Source organism: Streptomyces sp. NPDC005803 (assembly GCF_040630435.1).
Classification (GTDB): Bacteria; Actinomycetota; Actinomycetes; order Streptomycetales; family Streptomycetaceae; genus Streptomyces.
In genome coordinates this window covers 203,078-224,368 of sequence record NZ_JBEXXO010000014.1, presented here as the reverse complement: position 1 = coordinate 224,368, position 21,291 = coordinate 203,078, and the positions used below count along the sequence as shown (strand labels likewise).

Annotated in this window: 32 protein-coding genes; 2 read left to right on the top strand and 30 right to left on the bottom strand. The window is 67.8% G+C overall.

Features of this window, described 5'->3' with window-relative positions; translation table 11 throughout:
- Window positions 1–233: 233 nt before the first annotated feature.
- On the bottom strand, window positions 234–1,853 hold the full coding sequence (locus tag ABZ454_RS21565; protein WP_359539971.1) for an ATP-binding cassette domain-containing protein: 1,620 nt from the start codon (window positions 1,851–1,853) through the stop codon (window positions 234–236).
- Window positions 1,854–1,909: 56 nt separating this feature from the next.
- Here ABZ454_RS21565 and ABZ454_RS21560 point away from each other — a divergent pair, with 56 nt between their 5' ends.
- Window positions 1,910–2,764 carry a hypothetical protein gene (locus tag ABZ454_RS21560; RefSeq protein ID WP_356321951.1) on the top strand — a complete coding sequence of 285 codons (855 nt, stop codon included), beginning with the start codon at window positions 1,910–1,912 and terminating at the stop codon, window positions 2,762–2,764.
- 52 nt (window positions 2,765–2,816) lie between these two features.
- Window positions 2,817–4,706, top strand: a complete 1,890-nt coding sequence (locus ABZ454_RS21555; RefSeq protein WP_359539968.1) for a hypothetical protein — start codon at window positions 2,817–2,819, stop codon at window positions 4,704–4,706.
- A gap of 33 nt (window positions 4,707–4,739) precedes the next feature.
- On the opposite strand, the gene truA is transcribed toward ABZ454_RS21555, so the two are convergent.
- The 29 genes from truA to rplD all read right to left on the bottom strand — a co-directional run bounded on the left by truA (window position 4,740) and on the right by rplD (window position 21,290).
- Entirely contained in the window at window positions 4,740–5,594 is an 855-nt protein-coding gene (truA, locus tag ABZ454_RS21550) for a tRNA pseudouridine(38-40) synthase TruA (RefSeq protein ID WP_359539966.1), read from the bottom strand.
- Window positions 5,595–5,684: 90 nt separating this feature from the next.
- The gene (rplQ, locus tag ABZ454_RS21545) at window positions 5,685–6,188 is read right to left on the bottom strand and encodes a 50S ribosomal protein L17 (protein WP_136328425.1); all 504 of its coding nucleotides are present in this window, start codon (window positions 6,186–6,188) and stop codon (window positions 5,685–5,687) included.
- A gap of 180 nt (window positions 6,189–6,368) precedes the next feature.
- Window positions 6,369–7,391: a DNA-directed RNA polymerase subunit alpha gene (locus tag ABZ454_RS21540; protein WP_003966937.1), complete on the bottom strand. Its 1,023-nt coding sequence runs from the start codon at window positions 7,389–7,391 to the stop codon at window positions 6,369–6,371.
- A gap of 137 nt (window positions 7,392–7,528) precedes the next feature.
- The gene (gene rpsK, locus ABZ454_RS21535; RefSeq protein ID WP_003956432.1) at window positions 7,529–7,933 is read right to left on the bottom strand and encodes a 30S ribosomal protein S11; all 405 of its coding nucleotides are present in this window, start codon (window positions 7,931–7,933) and stop codon (window positions 7,529–7,531) included.
- 105 nt (window positions 7,934–8,038) lie between these two features.
- The gene (gene rpsM, locus ABZ454_RS21530) at window positions 8,039–8,419 is read right to left on the bottom strand and encodes a 30S ribosomal protein S13 (protein ID WP_014047799.1); all 381 of its coding nucleotides are present in this window, start codon (window positions 8,417–8,419) and stop codon (window positions 8,039–8,041) included.
- A 188-nt stretch (window positions 8,420–8,607) separates the two neighbouring features.
- On the bottom strand, window positions 8,608–8,721 hold the full coding sequence (rpmJ, locus tag ABZ454_RS21525; RefSeq protein ID WP_003956441.1) for a 50S ribosomal protein L36: 114 nt from the start codon (window positions 8,719–8,721) through the stop codon (window positions 8,608–8,610).
- Between the two features lie 60 nt (window positions 8,722–8,781).
- Complete coding sequence (infA, locus tag ABZ454_RS21520; RefSeq protein ID WP_003956442.1) at window positions 8,782–9,003, bottom strand: translation initiation factor IF-1; 222 nt, start codon at window positions 9,001–9,003, stop codon at window positions 8,782–8,784.
- A gap of 418 nt (window positions 9,004–9,421) precedes the next feature.
- The gene (gene map, locus ABZ454_RS21515; RefSeq protein ID WP_356321948.1) at window positions 9,422–10,258 is read right to left on the bottom strand and encodes a type I methionyl aminopeptidase; all 837 of its coding nucleotides are present in this window, start codon (window positions 10,256–10,258) and stop codon (window positions 9,422–9,424) included.
- Window positions 10,259–10,376: 118 nt separating this feature from the next.
- Window positions 10,377–11,033 (bottom strand): adenylate kinase, encoded by a 657-nt coding sequence (locus ABZ454_RS21510; RefSeq protein WP_359539964.1) that lies wholly within the window; start codon window positions 11,031–11,033, stop codon window positions 10,377–10,379.
- Window positions 11,033–12,352 (bottom strand): preprotein translocase subunit SecY, encoded by a 1,320-nt coding sequence (gene secY, locus ABZ454_RS21505; RefSeq protein WP_356322372.1) that lies wholly within the window; start codon window positions 12,350–12,352, stop codon window positions 11,033–11,035. The genes ABZ454_RS21510 and secY overlap by 1 nt, the downstream gene beginning before the upstream one ends.
- A 224-nt stretch (window positions 12,353–12,576) precedes the next feature.
- Window positions 12,577–13,032, bottom strand: a complete 456-nt coding sequence (rplO, locus tag ABZ454_RS21500; protein WP_018550610.1) for a 50S ribosomal protein L15 — start codon at window positions 13,030–13,032, stop codon at window positions 12,577–12,579.
- 1 nt (window position 13,033) lies between these two features.
- Entirely contained in the window at window positions 13,034–13,216 is a 183-nt protein-coding gene (rpmD, locus tag ABZ454_RS21495) for a 50S ribosomal protein L30 (protein WP_003966943.1), read from the bottom strand.
- Window positions 13,216–13,821 (bottom strand): 30S ribosomal protein S5, encoded by a 606-nt coding sequence (rpsE, locus tag ABZ454_RS21490; RefSeq protein ID WP_018101216.1) that lies wholly within the window; start codon window positions 13,819–13,821, stop codon window positions 13,216–13,218. Before rpsE ends, rpmD begins: the two co-directional genes overlap by 1 nt.
- A gap of 47 nt (window positions 13,822–13,868) precedes the next feature.
- Window positions 13,869–14,252: a 50S ribosomal protein L18 gene (gene rplR, locus ABZ454_RS21485; protein WP_018550612.1), complete on the bottom strand. Its 384-nt coding sequence runs from the start codon at window positions 14,250–14,252 to the stop codon at window positions 13,869–13,871.
- Window positions 14,253–14,254: 2 nt separating this feature from the next.
- A complete protein-coding gene (gene rplF / locus ABZ454_RS21480; protein ID WP_148020235.1) occupies window positions 14,255–14,794 on the bottom strand; it encodes a 50S ribosomal protein L6 in 540 nt (179 codons plus the stop codon).
- A gap of 21 nt (window positions 14,795–14,815) precedes the next feature.
- Window positions 14,816–15,214: a 30S ribosomal protein S8 gene (gene rpsH / locus ABZ454_RS21475; protein ID WP_018519291.1), complete on the bottom strand. Its 399-nt coding sequence runs from the start codon at window positions 15,212–15,214 to the stop codon at window positions 14,816–14,818.
- 224 nt (window positions 15,215–15,438) lie between these two features.
- Entirely contained in the window at window positions 15,439–15,624 is a 186-nt protein-coding gene (locus ABZ454_RS21470) for a type Z 30S ribosomal protein S14 (protein ID WP_003948630.1), read from the bottom strand.
- Between the two features lie 2 nt (window positions 15,625–15,626).
- Window positions 15,627–16,184: a 50S ribosomal protein L5 gene (gene rplE / locus ABZ454_RS21465; protein WP_018550615.1), complete on the bottom strand. Its 558-nt coding sequence runs from the start codon at window positions 16,182–16,184 to the stop codon at window positions 15,627–15,629.
- On the bottom strand, window positions 16,184–16,507 hold the full coding sequence (gene rplX / locus ABZ454_RS21460) for a 50S ribosomal protein L24 (RefSeq protein ID WP_018550616.1): 324 nt from the start codon (window positions 16,505–16,507) through the stop codon (window positions 16,184–16,186). The genes rplE and rplX overlap by 1 nt, the downstream gene beginning before the upstream one ends.
- Window positions 16,508–16,509: 2 nt before the next feature.
- A complete protein-coding gene (gene rplN / locus ABZ454_RS21455) occupies window positions 16,510–16,878 on the bottom strand; it encodes a 50S ribosomal protein L14 (protein WP_003966950.1) in 369 nt (122 codons plus the stop codon).
- A gap of 107 nt (window positions 16,879–16,985) precedes the next feature.
- Window positions 16,986–17,270: a 30S ribosomal protein S17 gene (gene rpsQ, locus ABZ454_RS21450; protein ID WP_073786784.1), complete on the bottom strand. Its 285-nt coding sequence runs from the start codon at window positions 17,268–17,270 to the stop codon at window positions 16,986–16,988.
- The gene (rpmC, locus tag ABZ454_RS21445; RefSeq protein ID WP_014047786.1) at window positions 17,270–17,494 is read right to left on the bottom strand and encodes a 50S ribosomal protein L29; all 225 of its coding nucleotides are present in this window, start codon (window positions 17,492–17,494) and stop codon (window positions 17,270–17,272) included. Before rpmC ends, rpsQ begins: the two co-directional genes overlap by 1 nt.
- Window positions 17,494–17,913, bottom strand: a complete 420-nt coding sequence (gene rplP, locus ABZ454_RS21440; RefSeq protein WP_003966953.1) for a 50S ribosomal protein L16 — start codon at window positions 17,911–17,913, stop codon at window positions 17,494–17,496. The genes rpmC and rplP overlap by 1 nt, the downstream gene beginning before the upstream one ends.
- Before the next feature lie 5 nt (window positions 17,914–17,918).
- Window positions 17,919–18,755 (bottom strand): 30S ribosomal protein S3, encoded by an 837-nt coding sequence (gene rpsC / locus ABZ454_RS21435; protein WP_148020233.1) that lies wholly within the window; start codon window positions 18,753–18,755, stop codon window positions 17,919–17,921.
- Window positions 18,755–19,102, bottom strand: coding sequence for a 50S ribosomal protein L22 (gene rplV, locus ABZ454_RS21430; RefSeq protein ID WP_026290933.1), 348 nt, complete (start codon window positions 19,100–19,102; stop codon window positions 18,755–18,757). The genes rpsC and rplV overlap by 1 nt, the downstream gene beginning before the upstream one ends.
- Window positions 19,103–19,145: 43 nt before the next feature.
- The gene (gene rpsS / locus ABZ454_RS21425) at window positions 19,146–19,427 is read right to left on the bottom strand and encodes a 30S ribosomal protein S19 (protein WP_003966956.1); all 282 of its coding nucleotides are present in this window, start codon (window positions 19,425–19,427) and stop codon (window positions 19,146–19,148) included.
- Between the two features lie 12 nt (window positions 19,428–19,439).
- Window positions 19,440–20,276, bottom strand: coding sequence for a 50S ribosomal protein L2 (rplB, locus tag ABZ454_RS21420; protein ID WP_145765090.1), 837 nt, complete (start codon window positions 20,274–20,276; stop codon window positions 19,440–19,442).
- 40 nt (window positions 20,277–20,316) lie between these two features.
- Window positions 20,317–20,640 (bottom strand): 50S ribosomal protein L23, encoded by a 324-nt coding sequence (gene rplW, locus ABZ454_RS21415; protein ID WP_356322373.1) that lies wholly within the window; start codon window positions 20,638–20,640, stop codon window positions 20,317–20,319.
- The gene (rplD, locus tag ABZ454_RS21410) at window positions 20,640–21,290 is read right to left on the bottom strand and encodes a 50S ribosomal protein L4 (protein WP_018550621.1); all 651 of its coding nucleotides are present in this window, start codon (window positions 21,288–21,290) and stop codon (window positions 20,640–20,642) included. Before rplD ends, rplW begins: the two co-directional genes overlap by 1 nt.
- Window position 21,291: the final 1 nt, after the last annotated feature.

Genomic DNA, 21,291 nt, shown 5'->3' with positions numbered 1-21,291 from the left:
CCCGCAGAAAATGGCGTACGACCCGGGCCCCCATGCGTGACCGGGTGCACACGCCATTTTTGAGGAGTCTGCCCGGAGGGCCCCCACCCCCACCCACCGGGTAATCCGCGCCGCCCCGCGGGGCAACCCGCACACAAGCCCGTCCGGCGATTGAGGACGGAACCCCGCACCAAGGACACCCCGCACCCCGCAGGGGCCCCACACCCACACCGCCGCCCGCCCAGGGCTACGCCTCAGCGCGCCCGCTCCACCCGCCGCTCGTCCCACACGGGCTCCGTCGTCTCCCGGACGTAACCGTCCGACCCGAAGACCAGGTAGCGGTCGAAGGACTTCGCGAACCACCGGTCGTGCGTGACGGCCATCACCGTCCCGTCGTACACCTCCAGCCCGTCCTGGAGCGCCTCGGCCGACTCCAGGTCCAGGTTGTCGGTCGGCTCGTCCAGCAGCAGCGCGGTCGTGCCGGCCAGCTCCAGGAGCAGGATCTGGAAGCGGGCCTGCTGGCCGCCGGACAGCTTCTCGAACGGCTGGTCCCCCTGCCGTTCCAGCTCGTACCGCCGCAGTACGGACATGGCGCCGCCCCGGTTCTTGGCCTGCTCCGTCCACAGGATCTCGACGAGCGTCTTGCCGAGCAGCTCCGGATGGGCGTGGGTCTGTGCGAAGTGCCCGGGGACCACCCTCGCCCCGAGCTTCCACTCCCCCGTGTGCGCCACCGGCTCGCCCGCCAGCAGCCGCAGGAAGTGGGACTTGCCCGACCCGTTGGAGCCGAGGACGGCGACGCGCTCCCCGTAGTAGATCTCCAGGTCGAACGGCTTCATCAGGCCGGTCAGCTCCAGGTTCTTGCAGGTCACCGCCCGCACCCCGGTACGGCCGCCGCGCAGTCGCATCTTGATGTCCTGCTCGCGCGGCGGCTCCGGCGGCGGACCGGCCTCCTCGAACTTCTTGAAGCGGGTCTGCATCGCGTGGTAGCGGTTCGCCATGTCGGGGCTGTTCGCGGCCTGCTGCCGCATCCGCAGGACGAGCGCCTTCAGCCGGGCCCGCTCCTCCTCCCAGCGGCGCAGCAGTTCCTCGAAGCGCGCGAACCGTTCCTTGCGGGCCTGGTGGTACGTGGCGAAGCCGCCACCGTGCACCCAGACGTCGCTGCCGGCCGGGCTGGGCTCCACGCTGACGATCTTCTGGGCGGCCCGGGAGAGCAGCTCCCGGTCGTGGGAGACGAAGAGGACCGTCTTACGGGTCTCCTTCAGCTTCTCCTCCAGCCAGCGCTTGCCGGGGACGTCCAGGTAGTTGTCCGGCTCGTCGAGCAGCAGCACCTCGTCGGGCCCGCGCAGCAGCGCCTCCAGCACCAGCCTCTTCTGCTCACCGCCCGACAGGGTGCGCACCTCGCGCCACTGCGCCTTCTCGTACGGGACGCCGAGCGCCGCCATGGTGCACATGTCCCAGACCGTCTCGGCCTCGTAGCCGCGCGCCTCCGCCCAGTCGCTCAGCGCCTGCGCGTACGTCATCTGCGCGGCCTCGTCGTCGGTGGTGAGGATCAGCTCCTCGGCCCGGTCGACGGCCTGCGCGGCCTCGCGGATCCGGGGCTGGGCGACGGAGACCAGGAGGTCCCGCACCGTGCGCTCGTCGCGCACCGAGCCGACGAACTGCTGCATCACGCCGAGGCCGCCGCTCACCGACACCGATCCGCCGTGCGGCTGGAGCTCCCCGGCGAGCAGCCGGAGCAGCGTGGTCTTGCCGGCGCCGTTCGCCCCCACGAGGGCCACCACGGCGCCGTCCGCGACGCGGAACGACGCATCGCCGAGCAGCACCCGCCCGTCCGGTAGGTAGTACTCGAGATGGCCTGCTTCAAGATGTCCCATGGACAGCATTGTCACGGGCCGCGAAGCCGTGGCCCAACCGGTTTAGGATGCGGCGCATGAGCTTTGGGCAAGGGGGGCCCTCCTGGGGGCCCGGGGGCACGGGTACTCCGGACTGGGCGGCGCTGGCCGAGGCGTCGGCGGCGCGCGCCAGGCGCAAGAGGTGGCTGATGATCGGCGGGGGCGCGCTGGCCACCGCCGCGGTCGCCGCGATCGTGGCGACGGCGGTCATCTCGACCAACAAGGACGACCCCGGCGGCGCGGCCGGGAAGAACGCGAGCGAGCTGCCGGCGGCGACCGATCTGCCCAGCCGGTCGGCGCAGCCGGAGCCGTCGTTCTCGTCGGTGGCCCCGCCGCCCCCGCCGGACCCCAAGGACTACATATCCGACGTGAAGAAGGACCGGACGCCCGTCACGGTCGACGCCTTCTTCCCCGGCAAGAAGCTGACGATGGGCGACCGCGTCTACTCCAAGGGCGCCACGCACCGCACCACGAACTGCGCCACGACCACTCAGGGCGCACTGGGCTCCATCCTCACGCGCCACGGCTGCGACCAGGTCATCCGGGCCACGTACTCCCGCAGCGGCGTGGCGGTGACCGTCGGGCTCGCCGTGTTCGAGACCGAGGCCCAGGCCAGGAAGGCCGCGCAGCAGGCGAGCGGAGGACTGGCCTCGCTGAGCGGATCGGGAGTGCCGACCTTCTGCCGCGGCGGTGCCGTCTGCCGCCGCACGGCCAACTCCTACGGCCGATATGCCTACTTCACGGTTGGCGGCTTCACCAACGGAAAGAACGTCACCAAGGCGGACAAGAACGTGTTCGCCGTCGGTGACGACCTGACGAACTTCACGTTCCGTCAGATCCGGCACCGCGGCGAGGTCCAGGCCTCGGCGGCGGCCACCGCCCCCGCCACCTGACCTGCCCGTCCTTCGGTTCAGTCACCTCTCCCGGATGCGGAGGACCGCTGCTGTGCGTCTCGTCTTCCTGGTCTCCTTCCTGCGCATCCTGCGCCACCGCGACGCCATCGGCGTCGACCTGGCGCCCGACGAGGCCGTGGTCCTGGACCCGCCGGACGCCTCGCTGCGGGCCGCCCTCACGGCGGCGACGGCCGGCGACCACGCCCCGGCGGCGGAGCTCCTCGCCTCGACGCGGCTACACGCCCAGTGGGAGCGCAGGGACGCGTACGTGAGCCGGCTGGCCCGGACCGCGCTGCACCACGACGGCTGGCTGGACGCCTGGCTGGCGGAGTCCCCCGACGACCCCGACGCGCTCCTCGTCGTCGCCGACTTCCACCTCCACCAGGCCTGGAAGGTCCGGACGGGCGCCCGCGCGAAGGACGTCGAGCGGGACCAGTTCCAGGCCTTCTACGCGCTCCTGGAGGACGCGGTGCCGGTGATCGGCGCCGCGGCCGAGCTCAACCCCGGCGACCCGGTCCCCTGGCGCATCGCGCTCACCCACGCCCGCGGCATGCAGGCCCCGCGCGAGGTGTTCGACGCGTACCTCGCCGAGGCCGAGGCCCGCGACCCGCACCACTTCGGCTGCCACGCGCAGGCGCTGCAGTACCTGTGCGCCAAGTGGTACGGCTCGCACGAGGAGATGTTCCGGTACGCGGAGCGGGTGGCCGCGTCCGCCCCGCCGGGATCGAGGCTGCACGCGCTGCCCCTTCAGGCGGCGCTGGAGTACCGGCTGTCCGAGGCGGACGAGCCGGAGGGCCCCGACCCGTACGGGCCCAAGGTGGAAGCGGCCCTCACCCGCGCCCTGAGCCTCTCCGACACCTACGACGGGGCGGCCGACCGTGAGGCGGCGGGCTTCCGCAACGAACTCGCTCTGCTGCTGATCATGTCGGACCGGCCGGCCGAGGCCCTCGACGTGTTCCGGGCCATCGGCGTGCACGCCACCGAGTACCCGTGGAACCGGCTCGGCGACCCGCGCACCGAGTTCCTCGAAGCGCGGTCCGACGTCCGCCTCGACCTCGCCGCACAGATCCCGTTGTTCGGCCGCCCTCCCGCGCCGCCCGCCACCGCCCCCGACTGGGCGGCCCTCACGCCGCGTGCGGTCGCGATCGTCCCCGCACCCCCGGCCACCGTCGCCCAAGCGGCCCTGATCTGCGGTTTCTCCCTGCGTACGGCCCCGGCGGGCGACGGGTACAGCTATGTCGAGGTGGTCCCCGAGACCGCCCGCGGCCGACGCGCGGCCCTGCTCCCCGAGGAGCCGCTGACCGCGGCGGCGGAGACCTTCACGACCGGTGAGAGCTGGCCCGCCCTCGTCCTGCACCGCACCCCGGAGCGCTGCACCGTCACCGCGCTCCACCAGGGCCGGCAGATCGCGACGTACACCTGGGACGCCGAGTCCCCCGCTCCCGACCACGCCGACGTGCAGGCGGTCGCCGAGGACCTCGCCCATCTGTTCCGGGTGGCGGACCCGCGCCCCCTGGCCCACATCCTGCGCGCCACCGGCGACCCGGTCCGCCACCAGGCCGACCTGGTGACCGCCGTCGGTCTCCCGCCTGTCCCGCCGGGCTTCGGCGGCGACACCGAGGTCCTCGGCGACATCCCCGGCGCGCGGGTGCAGGCCCGCCGCTCGATCCTGGCGGGGATGCGCGACACGATGACGGCGAGCACCGGCAGCCACCCGCCCGCGCCGGATGACGGCGCCCCGCGGTCCACCCGCTGGTGGCTCACCCGTACCGCCGCGCTGGTGGTCGTCGGCGCGGCCGCCGTCCTCGCCTGGTGGAGTCCGCGGATCGGCTGGGTCCGCTCCTCGCTCCTGAGCGGCGCGGCCCTGTACCTGGCGGCCGCCCTCACGACCGCGCTCCACAGACGCAGACGCAGACGTACGGCATCGCAGCCGAACCCCTGAGCGGCATTCAGCAGAACACGCCCTGAGCGGCCGTCAGCAGCAGCCGGCGCCCGGCAGCGTCCGCACATTGCGGGCCTCCACGGCCCGGGCCGCGAGCAACGCATCTGCCGGGTACGCGACTTCCTCCAGCGTCAGCCCGTGCGGCCGCACCACGTGCACCCCGGGATCGCGCACTCCGGCCGCCAGCACCTCGGCCGGCCAGGCGTACGGGCGGCGCCCGTCGCCCACGAACAGCATCGCCCCCACCAGCGCCCGCACCATGTTGTGGCAGAAGGCGTCGGCCTGCACGGTGCCCGTGATGATCCCGGTGGCCTGGTCCCGTGCCCAACTCAGCTTCTGCAGCGTCCGGATGGTCGTCGCACCCTCCCGCTTCTTGCAGTACGCGGCGAAGTCGTGCTCCCCGGTCATGCGCGCCGCCGCGGCGTTCATCGCCTCCACGTCCAACTCCCGGTCGTGCCACAGCACATGACCGCGCACCAGTGGATCGACACCGCCGGGCCCGTCCGAGATCCGGTACGCGTAACGGCGCCACAGGGCCGAGAAGCGGGCGTTGAACCCGGCCGGGGCCTCCTCGATCCGCCGGATCCGCACATCGGGCGCCATCCGGCCGGCCATCCGCCGCAGCAGCTTCTCGGCGTGCTCGGCCCACACCTCGGCCGGCAGGTCCACGTGCGCGACCTGACCCCGGGCGTGCACCCCGGCATCGGTGCGCCCGGCCACGGTCAGGTCGTAGGTGCGCGGGGAGCGGGTCACGGTCCGCAGCGCGTCCTCGATCTCCCCCTGGACGGTCCGACGGCCGGTCTGCTTCGCCCAGCCCGAGAAGTCCTTGCCGTCGTAGGCCAGGTCCAGCCGCACCCGTACGCTTCCGGGCTCCACCACGTCACTCACACCAGCGATCCTCTCAAGATCCGTACACAGCGAAACGGGCCCGCACCGCCCCGAAGGGTGATGCGGGCCCGTCCAGAGGTCTCAGAACGCTCAGGCGTCCTTGGACTCCTCGTCGGCCTCGGCCGGCTTGGCGTCCTCGACGGACTCGACCGGGGTCTCGTCCTTCTTGAGGGCGTCTTCCTTGACCGCACGCTTCGTGGCGGCCTCGGCCTCACCGGTGGCGGCCTGCGCCACGGTCAGGGCCTCGACCAGCTCGATGACGGCCATCGGGGCGTTGTCGCCGCGACGGTTGCCGATCTTGGTGATGCGGGTGTAACCACCGGGGCGGTTCTCGTACCGCGGGGCGATCTCGGTGAAGAGCGTGTGCACGATGCCCTTGTCCGTGATCGACTGCAGCACCAGGCGACGGTTGTGGATGTCGCCCTTCTTCGCCTTGGTGATGAAACGCTCGGCGACCGGACGCAGGCGGCGGGCCTTGGCCTCGGTCGTGGTGATGCGGCCGTGCTCGAACAGCGACTTCGCGAGGTTGTTGAGAAGAAGCTTCTCGTGCGCAGCGCTGCCGCCCAGACGGGCACCCTTGGCGGGCTGAGGCATGGTTTTCTCCTTGTGTGCTGCACCGGCCGTATCAGGTACCGGTGTCAGTTCCCGTGCGGCGGTCGCCACACGGAAGTATGCGGTCGCCGGCCACGATCAAGCCCGTCCGGCGACTGAGGACAGAAGCCCTCGACCGGTCCGGGGCACCCAGGAGACCCGGGCGCCCCGGCCGGAGGCGTACTAGTACTGCTCGGTCTCCACGAAACCGGCGTCCGCGTCGTCGTCCGCGCCGAACGCGTCGGCGGCGGCGGTCGGGTCGAAGCCGGGAGGCGAGTCCTTCAGCGCCAGGCCCATACCGGCCAGCTTCGCCTTGACCTCGTCGATCGACTTCGCACCGAAGTTGCGGATGTCGAGCAGGTCCGCCTCGGAACGGGCCACGAGCTCGCCCACCGAGTGGATGCCCTCGCGCTTGAGGCAGTTGTACGAGCGGACCGTGAGCTCCAGCTCCTCGATCGGCAGCGCCAGATCGGCGGCGAGCGCGGCGTCCGTCGGCGACGGGCCCATGTCGATGCCCTCGGCGTCGATGTTGAGCTCGCGCGCCAGACCGAACAGCTCGACCAGGGTCTTACCGGCCGACGCCATGGCGTCACGGGGACGCATGGCCTGCTTGGTCTCGACGTCGACGATCAGCTTGTCGAAGTCGGTGCGCTGCTCGACACGGGTCGCCTCGACCTTGTACGTGACCTTGAGCACCGGCGAGTAGATGGAGTCGACCGGGATCCGGCCGATCTCCTGGCCCACCTGCTTGTTCTGGACGGCGGAGACGTAGCCGCGACCGCGCTCGACGGTCAGCTCCATCTCCAGCTTGCCCTTGCCGTTCAGCGTGGCCAGGACGAGGTCCGGGTTGTGGACCTCGACACCGGCCGGCGGGGCGATGTCAGCAGCGGTGACCAGGCCGGGACCCTGCTTGCGCAGGTACATCACGACCGGCTCGTCGTGCTCCGAGGAGACGACCAGCTGCTTGATGTTGAGGATGAGGTCGGTCACGTCCTCCTTGACGCCCGGCACGGTGGTGAACTCGTGCAGGACACCGTCGATGCGGATGCTGGTGACAGCGGCACCCGGGATCGAGGAGAGGAGCGTGCGACGCAGGGAGTTGCCGAGCGTGTAGCCGAAGCCCGGCTCCAGCGGCTCGATGACGAACCGCGAGCGGAACTCGTCAACGACCTCTTCGGTCAGCGACGGACGCTGAGCGATAAGCATGTGTGAATCCTTCAGTCGTGGGCGCCCACTATTTGACACCCGACAGATGAAACAAGGATACGGGCGGCACACCCCCGTAGGGGGCATACCGCCCGTACCCACGCTACTGCCGCACGGCCGTCACCGGCCGTGACGGATCAGACGCGGCGACGCTTCGGCGGACGGCAGCCGTTGTGCGGCGTCGGGGTGACGTCCTGGATCGAACCGACCTCCAGGCCAGTGGCCTGCAGGGAGCGGATCGCGGTCTCGCGGCCGGAGCCCGGACCCTTGACGAAGACGTCAACCTTGCGCATGCCGTGCTCCTGCGCGCGGCGGGCGGCCGACTCGGCGGCCATCTGCGCGGCGAAGGGGGTCGACTTGCGCGAGCCCTTGAAGCCGACGTGGCCGGCGGAGGCCCAGGAGATCACGTTGCCCGAGGGGTCCGTGATCGAGACGATGGTGTTGTTGAACGTGCTCTTGATGTGGGCGTGCCCGTGAGCGACGTTCTTCTTTTCCTTGCGACGCACCTTCTTGGCTGCGCCCTGACGACCCTTGGGGGGCATGTCTTGACTCCAGATGGAGAGGGGAGGTGATCGGTCCTACAGCGAAGACCGCTGGATGCTGCGGATGTCCGGCGAACCGGACGCTCGCAGTGCGTCCGCTGAGGACTACTTCTTGCCCGGCTTCTTCTTACCGGCGATCGCGCGACGCGGGCCCTTGCGGGTACGGGCGTTCGTGCTGGTGCGCTGGCCGTGGACCGGCAGACCACGACGGTGGCGGATGCCCTGGTAGCAGCCGATCTCGATCTTGCGGCGGATGTCGCCCTGGATCTCGCGGCGAAGGTCACCCTCGGTGCGGAGGTTGGCGTCCACGTACTCGCGGATCTTGACCAGGTCCTCTTCGGCCAGGTCACGAACGCGGGTGTTCGGGTTCACGCCCGTGGTGGCGAGGATCTCCTTGGACCGGGTGCGCCCGATACCGAAGACGTAGGTGAGGGCAACCTCCACGCGCTTTTCGCGCGGGATGTCAACACCTGAAACGCGTGCCATTCAATGGCTCCAGTTGTCATGTCGGGGGTCTTCCACAGAGCCACTCCCGACCGCCGACCTCTTGCGAGGTGGTACGCCCGGGTCCCCGGCCCCCGCCGGAGGTGTCGTCAGCCGTGGCTTGGACGGGCTCTGCGTATGTACGTTTACGTGCGTCGCGCGAAGTACTGCGAGATGCAGGGGGTCGTGCGTCAGCCCTGGCGCTGCTTGTGGCGCAGGTTGTCGCAGATGACCATGACCCGACCGTGACGGCGGATCACCTTGCACTTGTCGCAGATCTTCTTGACGCTCGGCTTGACCTTCATGGGATGTCAGGTTCTCCGGGTCAGTGCCAGCACCCCGCCGAAGCGAGATGTGGGCAAGATCTACTTGTAGCGGTAGACGATCCGGCCACGCGTCAGGTCGTACGGGGAGAGCTCCACCACGACCCGGTCGTCCGGAAGGATTCGGATGTAGTGCATCCGCATCTTGCCGGAGATGTGCGCGAGGACCTTGTGACCGTTCTGGAGTTCCACCTTGAACATGGCGTTCGGGAGGGACTCGATCACGGTGCCCTCAATTTCGATGGCACCTTGCTTCTTGGCCACGCTTCGCCTTTCGAATCGGCTACCTTGATCGACTTTCGTCACTCGCATGTGGACACACGGATGCACGAGAGCCGACGAGTCAGTCTACGTCAGCGGACTCCAAAAGACGAATCCGTCAAGTTTGCCCACCGCGGGAGATCCTTAGACCTCGCGGGGGCGTCCAATCACCCCAGGGGGTCGGGGGCCGCCTCGACGCCGGCCCCCTCTCAAACGCAGCACTCGCGAGCTCGGCGCCGGGGCGCCTCACAGGCTTCGCACTGCTGCGCCGGGCCCCGCCCGCCGGCCCGACCATCAGCCCAGCGGGTCGGGCGCCGCCTCGACGCCGGCCCCCTCTCAAACACAGCACTCGCGAGCTCGGCGCCGGGGCGCCTCACAGGCTTCGCACTGCCACGCCGGGCCCCGCCCGCCGGCCCGACCATCAGCCCAGCGGGTCGGGGGCCGCCTCGACGCCGTATTGCGCCAGCCTCTCGCGGCCGCAGTCCGGAGCGGTGAGCACCAGCGGACCCTGCTCCGTGAGGGCGATCGAGTGCTCCCAGTGGGAGGACCAGCTGCCGTCGGTCGTGATGACGGTCCACTCGTCCTCCAGCACCTCGGTGCGGGCCGTGCCGAGGGAGACCATCGGCTCGATGGCCAGGCAGAGGCCCGGGACCAGCTTGATGCCCTTGCCGCGCTTGCGGGCGACGTAGTTCAGCAGGTGCGGGTCCATGTGCATCTCGGTGCCGATGCCGTGCCCGCCGTAGTCCTCGATGATCCCGTACTTCCCCGTCGCGGGGCGGGGCTGGCGACGGATGTACGACTCGATCGCCTTCGAGATGTCGACCAGCCGGTTGTTCACCTTCATCGCGGCGATGCCGGCCCACATCGACTCCTCGGTCACCCGGGACAGCTCGACGAGCTCCGGAGCGTGACCGGTGCCGACGAAGGCCGTGTACGCGGCGTCGCCGTGCCAGCCGTCGACGATGGCGCCGGCGTCGATGGAGATGATGTCACCGTCCTTGAGGACGGTCTTGTCGTCCGGGATGCCGTGGACGACGACCTCGTTGACCGAGGTGCAGATCGTCGCGGGGAATCCGCCGTACCCGAGGAAGTTCGACTTCGCACCGTGGTCGGCGATCACCTTGCGGGCGACCTGGTCCAGGTCCTGGGTGGTGGCGCCGGGCACCGCCGCCTCGCGGGTGGCCGCGTGAATGGCAGCGACCACCAGCCCCGCCTCACGCATCTTCGCGATCTGCTCGGGGGTCTTGATCTGCACCATTGCGCGGCGCCTTTCTGCATGAGCGGGGACGGGTGTTCCACGATACGGCCGCAAACAGTCGGCCGCGGCGCCCAAGGACGCCGCGGCCGACTGCACTGCATGTACTGCGGGGGTGCTCTCAGCCCTTGTCGGACTTCAGAGCCTCCATGGCCCGCTCGGTCACCTCGGTGACCTTGCCGAGCGCGGAGATGGTGACCACCAGGTCCTGAGCCCTGTAGTAGTCGATGATCGGCTCGGTCTGCGTGTGGTAGACCTCCAGCCGGGTGCGGACCGTCTCTTCGCTGTCGTCGTCGCGCTGGTACAGCTCGCCACCGCAGATGTCGCAGACACCCTCGGTCTTCGGCGGGTTGTACGTCACGTGGAACACGTGCGCGCTCTCGTTACGGCAGACCCGACGGCCCGCGATCCGCTTCACGACCTCGTCCTCGGGAACCTCGAGGTCGAGTACCGCGTCCAGCTTTACGCCCTCGTCCTTGAGCATCACATCAAGGGCCTCGGCCTGACCCACGTTGCGCGGGAAGCCGTCGAGCAGGAAACCGTTGACCGCGTCCGGCTGGGACATGCGGTCCTTGGCCATCCCGATCGTGACCTCGTCCGGCACCAGCTGCCCCGCGTCCATGAAGGCGCGGGCCTGCTTGCCAAGGTCGGTGCCCTGGCTGATGTTGGCGCGGAAGAGGTCGCCCGTGGAGATGTGCGGAATCGACAGGTTCTTGGCAAGGTACGCAGCCTGCGTTCCCTTGCCGGCACCCGGCGGGCCGACGAGGACGATTCGCATCAGCGGAGGAACCCTTCGTAATTGCGCTGCTGGAGCTGACTCTCGATCTGCTTCACGGTCTCCAGACCCACACCCACGATGATGAGGATGCTCGTCCCGCCGAACGGGAAGTTCTGGTTGGCTCCACCGAAGCCTGCCAACGCCATCGTCGGCACAAGAGCGATCAGACCCAGATACAGCGAGCCCGGCCAAGTGATCCTGTTGAGCACGTAGCTCAGGTACTCGGCAGTAGGTCGACCTGCCCGGATACCCGGGATGAAGCCACCATACTTCTTCATGTTGTCGGCGACTTCCTCGGGGTTGAACGAGATCGCCACGTAGAAGAAGGCGAAGAACACGATCAACAGGAAGTACGCGGTGATGTAGTACGGGTGGTCGCCCTTGACGAAGTGGTCCTGGATCCAGATCGCCCAGCCCGCTTTGGAGTTGGAGAACTGGACGATCAGTGCCGGGATGTAGAGCAGCGAAGAAGCGAAGATGACGGGGATCACACCCGCCTGGTTCACCTTCAGCGGGATGTAGGTGGACGTGCCACCGTACGACCGGCGTCCGATCATGCGCTTCGCGTACTGCACCGGGATACGGCGCTGGGCCTGCTCGACGAAGACGACGAGGGCCACCATCACGAAGCCGATCAGGATGACGGTGCCGAACTCGATCCAGCCGTCCGCGAGCTTGCCACTGGTCTTGATGGCCCAGATGGCGCCGGGGAAGCTGGCGGCGATCGAGATGAACATCAGGATCGACATGCCGTTGCCGATGCCGCGGTCGGTGATCAGCTCACCGAGCCACATGACGGCGGCGGTACCGGCGGTCATCGTGACGACCATGACGATCGTCGTGAAGATCGACTGGTTCGGGACGATCTGGTCGGCGACCGGGCAGCCGCTGAACAGCGCGCCGCTGGTGGCCGTGGCCACCAGGCCGGTGCCCTGCAGGATGGCGAGTGCGACCGTCAGATAACGCGTGTACTGCGTGATCTTCGTCTGGCCGGACTGCCCCTCCTTCTTGAGCGCCTCGAGTCGGGGGATCACCACGGTCAGCAGCTGAAGGATGATGCTGGCCGTGATGTACGGCATGATGCCGAGCGCGAAGATCGTGATCTGCAGCAGTGCACCACCGCTGAACATGTTCACCAGGCCGAAGAGGCTGTTGTTGCCCTTGCTTGCCTGATCAACACAGGTCTGGACGTTCTCGTAGCTCACTCCCGGAACCGGGATGTGTGCCCCGAGCCGGTAGAGCACGATGATGCCGAGCGTGAAGAACAGCTTCTTGCGCAGGTCGGGCGTCTTGAACGCCCGGGCGAACGCGGTGAGCACGGTGCCTCCTGCGACCCCCGCGCAATGCGTAGAGGTGACGGTCTTGAGGATCGACGAATACGTAACGGTCAAAGGTCCCCGGACGCGTGCGCCCAGGGGGTTATCACAGCAACGGACGCCACCTTACCGGCGTACATGCCCCCCTAGGAACGACCAACCGGGGATGCCCCATATGAGAGGCATCCCCGGTCGGATGTTCAGGCCACCGAATGGTCCGAGTTGTCTCAGACGAGCTCGGTGACGGTGCCGCCGGCGGCGGCAATCTTCTCCTTGGCGGAGCCGGAGACGGCGTCAACCGAAACCTGCAGCGCCACGGAGATCTCGCCCTGTCCGAGGACCTTGACGAGGTGGTTGTTGCGCACAGCGCCCTTGGCGACCAGATCGGCCACCGTGACCTCTCCACCCTCGGGGTAGAGCGTCGCGAGCTTGTCCAGGTTCACGACCTGGTACTCGGTGCGGAACGGGTTCTTGAAGCCCTTGAGCTTCGGGAGACGCATGTGGAGGGGCATCTGGCCACCCTCGAAGCGCTCCGGAACCTGGTAACGGGCCTTGGTGCCCTTGGTACCACGACCAGCGGTCTTACCCTTGGACGCCTCACCACGACCCACACGGGTCTTGGCGGTCTTGGCGCCCGGGGCAGGCCGGAGGTCATGCGCCTTCAGCGGCTTGTTCTCCGCCATGTCAGTCGACCTCCTCAACCGTCACGAGGTGGCGGACGGTGTGAACCATTCCGCGGAACTCGGGGCGGTCCTCCTTGACAACCGAGTCGTTCAGGCGCTTGAGCCCGAGCGAACGCAGGGTGTCGCGGTGGTTCTGCTTGCTGCCGATGTACGACTTCGTCTGCGTGATCTTGAGACGGGCCATTACGCACCCGCTCCCGCACGCGCACGAAGCAGAGCCGCGGGGGCGACGTCCTCGAGGGGCAGACCGCGGCGGGCCGCGATCTCCTCGGGACGCTGCAGGCCCTGGAGGGCCGCCACGGTCGCGTGCACGATGTTGATCGGGTTCGAAGAACCGAGCGACTTCGACAGGATGTCGTGAACGCCGGCGCACTCCAGAACGGCGCGCACCGGGCCACCGGCGATAACACCGGTACCGGGGGAAGCAGGCTTGAGCAGAACGACGCCCGCAGCCTTCTCGCCCTGGATCGGGTGAGGGATGGTGCCCTGGATACGCGGAACCTTGAAGAAGTTCTTCTTGGCTTCTTCCACGCCCTTGGCAATGGCCGCGGGAACTTCCTTGGCCTTGCCGTAACCGACACCGACGGTGCCGTCACCATCGCCCACCACGACCAGCGCGGTGAAGCTGAAGCGACGACCACCCTTCACAACCTTGGCGACACGGTTGATCGCGACGACGCGCTCGACGTACGCGGTCTTCTCGGCGGCAGCTGCGCCGCCGTCACGGCCCTTCCGGTCCCGCCGCTCGCCGCCACCGGCACCGCTTCCGCGGCGCTGGGGTCCAGCCATTGGATTTACCTCTCTCTGTTACGTCCGCTGTGCGTAGGAACCGGGGCTTAGAACTTCAGCCCGGCTTCACGGGCGGCGTCAGCCAGAGCGGCAATCCGCCCGGCGTACTGGTTACCACCGCGGTCAAACACGACGGCCTCGACGCCTGCGGCCTTGGCACGCTCGGCGACCAGGGCGCCGACCTGCTTGGCCTGGCTGCTCTTGTCGCCCTCGCCACCACGGATGGAGACGTCCAGGGTCGACGCCGACGCGAGCGTGTGGCCCGCGATGTCGTCGATGACCTGAGCCACCATGTGGCGGTTGGATCGCGTCACAACCAAGCGCGGACGCTCCGGCGAACCGGAGATGTGCTTGCGGACGCGGATGTGGCGACGCTTGAGGGCTGCACGCTTGTAGGCGTCGCCCTTGGCGATCTTCACGCCGTATGCCATCGCTACTTACCAGCCTTTCCGACCTTGCGGCGGATGACCTCGCCGGCGTACTTGACGCCCTTGGCCTTGTACGGGTCAGGCTTCCGCAGCTTGCGGATCTTGGCCGCGGTCTCGCCGACCTTCTGCTTGTCGATGCCCTCGACGGTGAACTTCGTGGGGGACTCCACCTTGAAGGTGATGCCCTCCGGGGCCTCGATCAGGATCGGGTGGCTGTAGCCCAGGGCGAACTCCAGGTTGGAGCCCTTCGCCTGGACGCGGTAACCGACACCACTGATCTCGAGCGCCTTGATGTATCCCGTGGTCACGCCGGTGATCATGTTCGCCACCAGCGTGCGGGACAGGCCGTGAAGGGCCTTGTTCTGACGCTCGTCGTTCGGGCGGGCGACGTTCAGGACGCCGTCCTCACCCTTGGTGACCTCGATCGGCGACGCGACGGTGTGCGAGAGGGTGCCCTTGGGCCCCTTCACCGCGACCGTGCGGCCATCGATGGTGACGTCCACACCGGCGGGAACCTGGATGGGGAGCTTGCCGATTCGCGACATGAGCTATTCCTCCGTTCCCGACTACCAGACGTAGGCGAGGACTTCCCCACCTACGCCCTTCTTGCTGGCCTGCTGGCCGGTCAGGAGACCGTGGGACGTGGAGATGATCGCCACGCCCAGGCCGCCGAGAACCTTCGGCAGGTTGGTGGACTTTGCGTATACACGCAGACCCGGCTTCGAGATTCGCTTGATGCCGGCGATCGAGCGCTCGCGGTTCGGGCCGAACTTCAGCTCGAGGACGAGGTTCTTGCCAACCTCGGCGTCCTCGACCTTCCAGCCCGTGATGAAGCCCTCCTGCTGGAGGATCTCCGCGATGTGCGACTTGATCTTGCTGTGCGGCATCGTGACGTCGTCGTGATACGCCGAGTTCGCGTTACGCAGACGCGTGAGCATGTCTGCGATGGGATCAGTCATGGTCATGAGTTGGCCTTCGGCCTCTCTCGCCGGGGTTTCCTGTATGCGCCATCCCTCTCCCCACTCATAGGCGGGACGGGTGCGGTGCGGGGACCTACGGCGTAGTAAGTCGGTCTTGGGCGGCAGGCGCCCAACCCCACAAGCCTACGGCATGTGAGGCCGGGCTCCTGCCGACCAGATGCTTACCGAGAGTCTCCGGTGATTCCCAACGCCCAAAGGGCGAAGGAGAATTACCAGGAGCTCTTGGTCACGCCCGGCAGCTCGCCACGGTGAGCCATCTCACGAAGGCACACGCGGCACAGGCCGAACTTGCGGTAGACGGAGTGGGGCCGGCCGCAGCGCTGGCAGCGGGTGTACCCGCGAACGCCGAACTTCGGCTTACGGGCGGCCTTAGCGATCAGAGCCTTCTTCGCCACGGTCAGTTCTCCTTGAACGGGAAGCCGAGGTGACGAAGGAGGGCACGACCCTCGTCGTCATTGGTCGCCGTGGTGACCACGGTGATGTCCATGCCCCGGACCCGGTCGATCTTGTCCTGGTCGATCTCGTGGAACATGACCTGCTCCGTGAGACCGAAGGTGTAGTTGCCACGGCCGTCGAACTGCTTCGGCGACAGGCCACGGAAGTCACGGATACGCGGCAGCGCGAGCGACAGCGTACGGTCCAGGAACTCCCACATGCGGTCACCACGGAGGGTGACGTGGCAGCCGATCGGCTGCCCCTCGCGCAGCTTGAACTGCGCGATCGACTTGCGGGCCTTGGTGACGGCCGGCTTCTGACCCGTGATCGTGGTGAGGTCGCGCACGGCGCCGTCGATCAGCTTGGAGTCGCGGGCGGCGTCGCCCACACCCATGTTGACCACGATCTTGACCAGACCGGGGATCTGCATGACGTTCTCGTAGGAGAACTCCTCACGCAGCTTGCCGGCGATTTCCTCGCGGTAGCGCGTCTTGAGACGCGGCGCAGTGGTGGTAGTCATCAGATGTCCTCACCGGTGCGCTTGGCAACGCGGATCTTGTTGCCCTCGTCGTCAAAGCGGTAGCCGACGCGAGTAACGACCTTGTTGCCGTCCTTCTCAACAACCAGCTGCACGTTGCTGACGTGGACGGGGGCCTCGGTCGTCACAATGCCACCGGTCTGCGAACCGCGAGCGGTCTGACCGGCCTTCGTGTGCTTCTTGACCCGGTTGACACCCTCGACGAGGACGCGGTCCTGAGCGGGGTAGGCCACGATGACCTTGCCCTGCTTGCCCTTGTCCTTACCGGTGATGACCTGAACCAGGTCGCCCTTCTTGATCTTCATGCTTACAGCACCTCCGGCGCGAGCGAGATGATCTTCATGAACTTCTTCTCGCGCAGCTCACGGCCCACCGGGCCGAAGATACGGGTGCCGCGGGGGTCGCCGTCGTTCTTCAGAATGACGGCGGCGTTCTCGTCGAAGCGGATGTACGAGCCATCCTGACGACGACGCTCCTTGACGGTGCGAACGATGACGGCCTTGACGACGTCACCCTTCTTCACGTTGCCACCGGGGATCGCGTCCTTGACGGTGGCGACGATGACGTCACCGATGCCCGCGTAGCGGCGACCCGAGCCACCGAGAACACGGATGGTGAGAATTTCCTTCGCACCCGTGTTGTCGGCGACACGCAGTCGCGACTCCTGCTGGATCACGTCTATCTCCTGATCGTCTGCCGGTTCCCGGCGGGGGCCGCTCCGTCACCGGAGCGGACCCCCGCCGAGCCTGGCGGAACCTGCCTGAGGGGAATGCCCCTCAGGAATTACTTGGCCTTCTCGAGGATCTCGACGATGCGCCACCGCTTCGTGGCGGACAGCGGCCGGGTCTCCATCAGGAGGACGCGGTCGCCGACGCCGGCGGCGTTCTGCTCGTCGTGAGCCTTGAGCTTGTTCGTACGGCGGATGACCTTGCCGTACAGCGCGTGCTTGACGCGGTCCTCGACAGCGACGACGACGGTCTTGTCCATCTTGTCGCTGACGACCAGACCCTCACGGGTCTTGCGGAAACCGCGGTCGGTGTTCGTCTCAGTCACAGTCTTCTCGCTCATCAGACGCTCTCCACCGTCTCGATGCCGAGCTCGCGCTCACGCATCAGGGTGTAGATCCGGGCGATGTCCTTACGGACGGACTTGAGCCGGCCGTGGTTCTCGAGCTGTCCGGTCGCCGCCTGGAAGCGGAGGTTGAACAGCTCTTCCTTGGCCTCGCGGAGCTTGTTGAGGAGCTCCTCGTTGCCCAGCTCGCGCAGCTCGGACGCCTTGGTACCGGCCGACATCACGACTCACCTGCCTCGCGCCGAACGATCCGGCACTTCATCGGAAGCTTGTGAGCAGCGCGGGTGAGCGCCTCACGAGCAATCTTCTCGTTCGGGTAGGACAGCTCGAACATCACCCGACCCGGCTTGACGTTCGCGATCCACCACTCGGGAGAACCCTTACCGGAACCCATGCGGGTCTCGGCAGGCTTCTTCGTCAGGGGACGGTCCGGGTAGATGTTGATCCAGACCTTGCCGCCACGCTTGATGTGACGGGTCATCGCGATACGAGCGGACTCGATCTGACGGTTCGTCACGTACGCCGGGGTCAGCGCCTGGATGCCGTACTCGCCGAACGCAACCTGCGTGCCACCCTTGGACATACCGCTGCGCTTCGGGTGGTGCTGCTTGCGGTGCTTGACCCTACGGGGGATCAGCATTTCGGTCAGGCCTCCGTTCCGGTGCTCTCAGCAGCCGGAGCAGCGGCGGACGCCTCGGCCTTGGGGGCCTCGGCGGCCGGAGCCGACTGCTGCGGCTTACGGCCGCGACCGCCACGCTCGCCACCACGGCCACCGCGGCCGGCCGGACGGTCAGCGCCGCCACGGGCCGGGCGGTTGCCCGCACGGGCAGCAGCGTTCTCGGCGCGGACCTCGGCGATGTTCTTGACGTCGCCCTTGTAGATCCAGACCTTCACGCCGATGCGGCCGAAGGTCGTCTTGGCCTCGAAGAAGCCGTAGTCGACGTTCGCACGGAGGGTGTGCAGGGGCACGCGGCCCTCGCGGTAGAACTCCGAGCGGGACATCTCGGCGCCGCCGAGGCGACCGCCGCACTGGATCTTGATGCCCTTGGCGCCGGCCTTCATCGAGCTCTGCATGCTCTTGCGCATGGCACGACGGAAGGAGACGCGGGAGGAGAGCTGCTCGGCGACGGCCTGGGCCACCAGCTGAGCGTCCACCTCGGGGTTCTTGACCTCGAGGATGTTCAGCTGGACCTGCTTGCCGGTCAGCTTCTCCAGCTCGCCACGGATGCGGTCGGCCTCGGCGCCGCGGCGGCCGATGACGATGCCCGGGCGGGCGGTGTGGATGTCAACGCGGACGCGGTCGCGGGTGCGCTCGATCTCGACCTTCGAGATGCCGGCCCGCTCCATGCCCTTCGTCATCATGCGACGAATGGCGACGTCTTCCTTGACGTAGTCCTTGTACAGCTTGTCGGCGTACCAACGGGACTTGAAGTCCGTGGTAATGCCGAGCCGGAACCCGTGCGGGTTTACCTTCTGGCCCATTACCGGGTTCCTTCCTTGCTGCTGACGACCACGGTGATGTGGCTGGTCCGCTTACGGATCCGGTAGGCACGGCCCTGAGCACGCGGACGGAACCGCTTCAGGGTCGGGCCCTCGTCCACGTACGCCTCGCTGATGACCAGCGAAGAGGCGTCAGGGTGGTCGTAGTTGTGTGCAGCGTTGGCGATGGCGCTGTCCAGCACCTTGCCAACCGGCACGCTCGCGGCCTGCGGGGCGAAACGCAGGACCGCCTGAGCCTCCGTGGCATCCATGCCACGGATGAGGTCCACCACTCGGCGGGCCTTCATGGGCGTGACGCGGATGTACCGCGCCTGGGCCCTGGCTTCCATGGTTGTCCCTTCGGTGTGAGTCATAGTCGTTTCCACCCCGCGCTTAGCGGCGCTTCGACTTCCGGTCGTCCTTGACGTGGCCGCGGAAGGTGCGAGTCGGCGAGAACTCGCCGAGCTTGTGGCCGACCATCGACTCGGTGACGAACACCGGGACGTGGATCTTGCCGTTGTGCACCGCGATGGTGTGACCCAGCATGGCCGGGACGATCATCGAGCGACGGGACCAGGTCTTGATGACGTTCTTGGTGCCTGCCTCGTTCTGTACGTCCACCTTCTTGATGAGGTGGCCGTCGACGAAGGGCCCCTTCTTGAGACTGCGCGGCATCTAAACCCGCTCCTAGCGCTTCTTGTTCGTCTTGCGGCGGCGGACGATGTACTTGCTCGATGCCTTCTTCGGCGAGCGAGTACGACCCTCCTTCTGACCCCACGGCGAGACCGGGTGGCGACCACCGGAGGTCTTGCCCTCACCACCACCGTGCGGGTGGTCAACCGGGTTCATCGCGACACCGCGGACGGAGGGGCGAACGCCCTTCCAGCGCATGCGGCCGGCCTTGCCCCAGTTGATGTTCGACTGCTCGGCGTTGCCGACCTCGCCGATGGTGGCGCGGCAGCGGGCGTCGACCAGGCGGATCTCACCCGACGGCATACGAAGGTGGGCCATGGTGCCCTCCTTCGCCAGCAGCTGCACGGAGGCACCCGCGGAACGGGCGAACTTCGCGCCGCCGCCGGGCCGCAGCTCGATGGCGTGGATGGTCGTACCGACCGGGATGTTGCGCAGCGCCAGGTTGTTGCCGGGCTTGATGTCGGCGGCCGGACCGTTCTCGACACGGTCGCCCTGCGTCAGGCCACGCGGCGCGATGATGTAGCGCTTCTCGCCGTCCGCGTAGTGCAGCAGCGCGATGCGCGCGGTGCGGTTCGGGTCGTACTCGATGTGCGCGACCTTGGCCGGCACGCCGTCCTTGTCGTGACGACGGAAGTCGATCACGCGGTAGGCGCGCTTGTGGCCACCACCCTGGTGGCGAACGGTCACACGACCGGTGTTGTTACGGCCGCCCTTGCTGTGCAGGGGGCGGACCAGCGACTTCTCCGGCGTGGACCGCGTGATCTCGACAAAGTCGGCGACGCTGGAGCCACGACGGCCCGGGGTCGTCGGCTTGTACTTGCGGATACCCATTTCTCAGTCCTCGTCCGATTCCGGACGACTCGACCCTCCGTTAGGAGGTCGGGCCGCCGAAGATGTCGATACGGTCGCCCTCAGCGAGGGTCACGATGGCGCGCTTGGTGTCAGCGCGCTTGCCGAAACCGGTCTTGGTGCGCTTGCGCTTACCCTGACGGTTGATCGTGTTGACCCCGGTGACCTTGACCGAGAAGACCGCTTCCACGGCCTGCTTGATCTGGGTCTTGTTGGAGCCGGGCGCGACGATGAACGTGTACTTGTTCTCGTCGAGCAGCGCGTAGCTCTTCTCCGAGACAACCGGCTTGACGAGAACGTCACGCGGGTCGTCGTAGGTCTTGCTGGTAACGGTCGCCTCGCTCATCAGGCGTCGCTCCCTTCGGTCTCAGCGGTCTGGGGGCCAGACACGAAGGACTCGAAGGCGGCCTGGGTGAAGACCACGTCGTCAGAGACGATCACGTCGTACGTGTTCAGCTGGCCCGGCTCCAGGATGTGCACCTGGGGCAGGTTGCGTGCGGAGAGCCACGCGGCCTCGTCGTTGCGGTCGACGACCAGGAGCACGTTCTTGCGCTCCGAGATCTTGCCGAACAGCGACTTGGCGGCCTTCGTGGAGACTCCACCCTCGACCACGCCGGTGACGACGTGGATGCGGGAGTGACGCGCCCGGTCGGAGAGGGCACCGCGCAGGGCGGCGGCCTTCATCTTCTTGGGGGTGCGCTGCGAGTAGTCACGCGGCTGCGGGCCGTGGACGACGCCACCGCCGACGAACTGCGGCGCGCGGGTCGAACCCTGGCGCGCGCGGCCGGTGCCCTTCTGGCGGTACGGCTTGCGCCCACCACCACGGACCTCGCCGCGGGTCTTGGTCTTGTGCGTGCCCTGACGGGCAGCTGCCAGCTGTGCGACGACGACCTGGTGGATCAGCGGAACGCTGGTCTTCGCGTCGAAGATCTCCGCGGGGAGCTCGACGGTACCGGCCTTGTCGCCTGCCGGCGAAAGGATGTCAATGGTGCTCATT

What these genes read in the sequence shown, in the direction of transcription:
- ABZ454_RS21565 (WP_359539971.1), bottom strand. Translation starts at nt 1,853, where the DNA reads ATGGGACATCTTGAAGCAGGCCATCTCGAGTACTACCTACCGGACGGG.
- ABZ454_RS21560 (WP_356321951.1), top strand. Translation starts at nt 1,910, where the DNA reads ATGAGCTTTGGGCAAGGGGGGCCCTCCTGGGGGCCCGGGGGCACGGGT.
- rplQ (WP_136328425.1), bottom strand. Translation starts at nt 6,188, where the DNA reads ATGCCTCAGCCCGCCAAGGGTGCCCGTCTGGGCGGCAGCGCTGCGCAC.
- ABZ454_RS21540 (WP_003966937.1), bottom strand. Translation starts at nt 7,391, where the DNA reads ATGCTTATCGCTCAGCGTCCGTCGCTGACCGAAGAGGTCGTTGACGAG.
- rpsK (WP_003956432.1), bottom strand. Translation starts at nt 7,933, where the DNA reads ATGCCCCCCAAGGGTCGTCAGGGCGCAGCCAAGAAGGTGCGTCGCAAG.
- rpsM (WP_014047799.1), bottom strand. Translation starts at nt 8,419, where the DNA reads ATGGCACGCGTTTCAGGTGTTGACATCCCGCGCGAAAAGCGCGTGGAG.
- rpmJ (WP_003956441.1), bottom strand. Translation starts at nt 8,721, where the DNA reads ATGAAGGTCAAGCCGAGCGTCAAGAAGATCTGCGACAAGTGCAAGGTG.
- map (WP_356321948.1), bottom strand. Translation starts at nt 10,258, where the DNA reads ATGGTGCAGATCAAGACCCCCGAGCAGATCGCGAAGATGCGTGAGGCG.
- ABZ454_RS21510 (WP_359539964.1), bottom strand. Translation starts at nt 11,033, where the DNA reads ATGCGAATCGTCCTCGTCGGCCCGCCGGGTGCCGGCAAGGGAACGCAG.
- rplO (WP_018550610.1), bottom strand. Translation starts at nt 13,032, where the DNA reads ATGGCGGAGAACAAGCCGCTGAAGGCGCATGACCTCCGGCCTGCCCCG.
- rpmD (WP_003966943.1), bottom strand. Translation starts at nt 13,216, where the DNA reads ATGGCCCGTCTCAAGATCACGCAGACGAAGTCGTACATCGGCAGCAAG.
- rpsE (WP_018101216.1), bottom strand. Translation starts at nt 13,821, where the DNA reads ATGGCTGGACCCCAGCGCCGCGGAAGCGGTGCCGGTGGCGGCGAGCGG.
- rplR (WP_018550612.1), bottom strand. Translation starts at nt 14,252, where the DNA reads ATGGCATACGGCGTGAAGATCGCCAAGGGCGACGCCTACAAGCGTGCA.
- rplF (WP_148020235.1), bottom strand. Translation starts at nt 14,794, where the DNA reads ATGTCGCGAATCGGCAAGCTCCCCATCCAGGTTCCCGCCGGTGTGGAC.
- rpsH (WP_018519291.1), bottom strand. Translation starts at nt 15,214, where the DNA reads ATGACCATGACTGATCCCATCGCAGACATGCTCACGCGTCTGCGTAAC.
- rplE (WP_018550615.1), bottom strand. Translation starts at nt 16,184, where the DNA reads ATGACTACCACCACTGCGCCGCGTCTCAAGACGCGCTACCGCGAGGAA.
- rplX (WP_018550616.1), bottom strand. Translation starts at nt 16,507, where the DNA reads ATGAAGATCAAGAAGGGCGACCTGGTTCAGGTCATCACCGGTAAGGAC.
- rpsQ (WP_073786784.1), bottom strand. Translation starts at nt 17,270, where the DNA reads ATGAGCGAGAAGACTGTGACTGAGACGAACACCGACCGCGGTTTCCGC.
- rpmC (WP_014047786.1), bottom strand. Translation starts at nt 17,494, where the DNA reads ATGTCGGCCGGTACCAAGGCGTCCGAGCTGCGCGAGCTGGGCAACGAG.
- rplP (WP_003966953.1), bottom strand. Translation starts at nt 17,913, where the DNA reads ATGCTGATCCCCCGTAGGGTCAAGCACCGCAAGCAGCACCACCCGAAG.
- rpsC (WP_148020233.1), bottom strand. Translation starts at nt 18,755, where the DNA reads ATGGGCCAGAAGGTAAACCCGCACGGGTTCCGGCTCGGCATTACCACG.
- rplV (WP_026290933.1), bottom strand. Translation starts at nt 19,102, where the DNA reads ATGGAAGCCAGGGCCCAGGCGCGGTACATCCGCGTCACGCCCATGAAG.
- rpsS (WP_003966956.1), bottom strand. Translation starts at nt 19,427, where the DNA reads ATGCCGCGCAGTCTCAAGAAGGGGCCCTTCGTCGACGGCCACCTCATC.
- rplB (WP_145765090.1), bottom strand. Translation starts at nt 20,276, where the DNA reads ATGGGTATCCGCAAGTACAAGCCGACGACCCCGGGCCGTCGTGGCTCC.
- rplW (WP_356322373.1), bottom strand. Translation starts at nt 20,640, where the DNA reads ATGAGCGAGGCGACCGTTACCAGCAAGACCTACGACGACCCGCGTGAC.
- rplD (WP_018550621.1), bottom strand. Translation starts at nt 21,290, where the DNA reads ATGAGCACCATTGACATCCTTTCGCCGGCAGGCGACAAGGCCGGTACC.